2 protein-coding genes are annotated in these 2,834 nt (G+C 35.3%); both read left to right on the forward strand.

The window, feature by feature from the left end; translation table 11 throughout:
• Positions 1-29: 29 nt before the first annotated feature.
• A complete protein-coding gene (locus LRP49_RS25025) occupies positions 30-827 on the forward strand; it encodes an FRG domain-containing protein (protein ID WP_065641767.1) in 798 nt (265 codons plus the stop codon).
• A 231-nt stretch (positions 828-1,058) separates the two neighbouring features.
• Complete coding sequence (locus LRP49_RS25030; protein ID WP_262639220.1) at positions 1,059-2,828, forward strand: hypothetical protein; 1,770 nt, start codon at positions 1,059-1,061, stop codon at positions 2,826-2,828.
• Positions 2,829-2,834: the final 6 nt, after the last annotated feature.

A 2,834-nucleotide genomic window follows, 5' to 3' on the forward strand; every position in this document is an offset into this window, starting at 1 on the left:
AATGCGGCGTTATATGATTAAGGAAAGTAATGATAAACTCTTGGGCTAGTTATAAAAATTGGATTTCTGATCTAGTAAAAAATAATCACACTTATTTTTTCCGTGGTCAAAAGGATCTATCATGGAAATTGGAAACAACATTTCAAAGATATGCAGCTAAAAACGGCATTAATTGGAAAGACTATTTTGATAAAATACTTCCGGAAGTAAGTTATCAAGCAGCTTCATTTGGCTATAATATTGAAGATTTTAAGAATGAAGAAAAAGTAGGTGGTTTTCTCGCTAAACTGCAACATCATGGTTTTCCTACCCCGTTACTTGACTGGACAATGTCGCCTTATATCGCCGCATATTTTGCATTAAAAGATGTTGATCCAAGAAATGTCGATGCTAACGGTTTTGTTAAAATATACATGTTTGATTTTCAATTATGGCGCAATTCTTACATGCAAGTGCCATTTTTAAATGCTGAAATTCCATTTCTCTCAGAATTTAGGCCTAGTGCTATAAATAATCAACGGTTAGTTTCTCAAATGGCGGTAACGACAGTTACAAATGTTCCTGATGTAGAAGCTTATTTAGATAATATTAATAAAACAACAGGTAAGAACTTTCTTTATTACGCGTTATTACCAATTAAAGAGCGCAGAGTAATCATGAATGAACTCAATCTTATGGGTATTAATACAGCTACAATGTTTCCTGATTTCGATGGAATGTGTACTTCCTTGAAAGAAATTTACTTTAATAATGTAGACCCTGTGCCTTTACCAATCCCATTGGTAGTAACTCCGCCACCGTTGTTACCAAATAGTGTAGGCGCATAATCATATAACAAATGCATCAACACGATTTACTACATTCGGCATTGTAGGTTTGTCTTTGGTTTTTGTGTTTATGGCGGTAAAATTCAGTTTAATCTGCATAGTAGTAAACGTGTTATGCAAGCGTTATGTCACAAGGTTCACTGCAATAGTCGTAATTATTGATTGATCTCATATATGAAACAGGGTGAATTGTTGTATAGTTCCGATGGATTATTCAATTCGGTGTCAAATATGAGTATAGATGATTTATGTATCAGTAAGAATGCACAGTTTTATAAACTAAATAAAAGTTTATCGGCAACATCGGTTAGAAAGGCGTTTCGAAGTCTTTCAGAAGATAGAGTGGGAAATTACCTGTTTAACATAGTTAGGCAGCAGCATACGACTATAACAGGGAATGATGCGACATACTCTTTAGTTGCTTATAAAGTGCAAGCTGAACCATCTTTCTTATCCGGTAGTGGTGTTACAGAGGATAAGTATGCTTACTTATTGTTGTTAGAGTGTGATGATGCATTAGTCATACTAAAGAAATACATAGACTCGCCTGAAAAACTATTTGAAAAATGTATTAAAGAGTACGAGTACGATAAGTTTTGTCATTTTTTTGGTAGTCAGCACCCTGAATATGAACGCGTTGCAATGAAAAACATGAGTATATCTAATGCTGTAATACGTTCTCGATCCCTCGAAGCAAAAAGCTTAAACGGTATTATTCCTACCGCATCTTCAAGTCGCTCCATACCGACTAACTTCAGAATGAAAATTGGTACAGAGGTATATACGTTAACGCCTAGCACCTCTCGTGTAAGCCATCGAGATAAGAAATCGTCTTTAGATGGTTTAATCGATTGGGCAATTGAAACTAAAAATGAACTCAATATAACTACTAACGCAAGTGAGTTTTTGAATAATTTTGCATCTCCGATTTGCCTAGAGGACATCATAAAGTCAGGGCATGTTGTGGTTGGCTTGTTTCTCGACGTAAGTGAAATTGAAGAGAAAGTTACTACTGGGACCGCCACTTTAAAAACTACAGATGGAACAGCTCTTACTAACATACAAATTAAGAAACTATTCAATCAACTGAGATCACCTATTCGAATCATAAATAATGAAGCTGATTTTCGTTGGGTAAAAATTCCTCTAAGCATTACTTGCGCAAAAACCGTAATCACAGTAAGAAGTTCTTTGTTGAGTTCAATTATTGTTGAAGATTCAACTGAAGAATATACATTGACTGGTTATCTGAATAAGGAAAAAACATTCTCTGCAATATTCGATACTCCAACCTATTCGTACTACTCACGTTCATGTTTTGAAGATGGTAGCTTGCTAGAGAGCATTGACTATATCCTTAATGTGTTCGATGACAGTTTTAATTTTGGCAGTGTCGCTAGCGAGAAAGAAAAACCACATTTAAACACGCTAGATCGTTTTCCTACCTCATCTTTGTTCAGAGCTGTTGAGGATGGGTATTGCCAAAGTTACGACATCACTATTTGTGACGATATGAATGACGAGTGGGCTGATCATATAGCAATTAAAAATAATGGAGCGGTATCAGAAATTGCTTTTATTCACTCAAAATTTGTCAAAAAAGATACTTATGGAGCAAGTGCATTTCATGAAGTAGTTGCTCAAGCATTAAAAAATATCGGTCGAACTCAAGCTGATAAGAAGCTTTTTAAAACTAAGTATGAGAATGAATGGGACCAATGCTATGAGTCTACACAGATCCCTAGGGTGACGGGTGCTACTAACTGGAGTGACCTCGAAAATGCGTTAGATAATTTAAATCAAAACCCAAATGCGATAAAGAAAATAGTTCTTGCTACTCCATTTTTGAGGAAAAGTAAGCTTACATCAGAGCTAAGGAAAATCAGTAACCCTAACTATAAATGTAAGCCTCATTACGTACAGTTAATTTGGCTTATTAATACATTTGTTAGTTCATGTAGAGAGTACGGCGTTCAAGCTCATATTCTATGTAAACCGTAATGTGAC

Source organism: Enterovibrio qingdaonensis (genome assembly GCF_028683135.1).
GTDB classification, from domain to species: domain Bacteria; phylum Pseudomonadota; class Gammaproteobacteria; order Enterobacterales; family Vibrionaceae; genus Enterovibrio; species Enterovibrio qingdaonensis.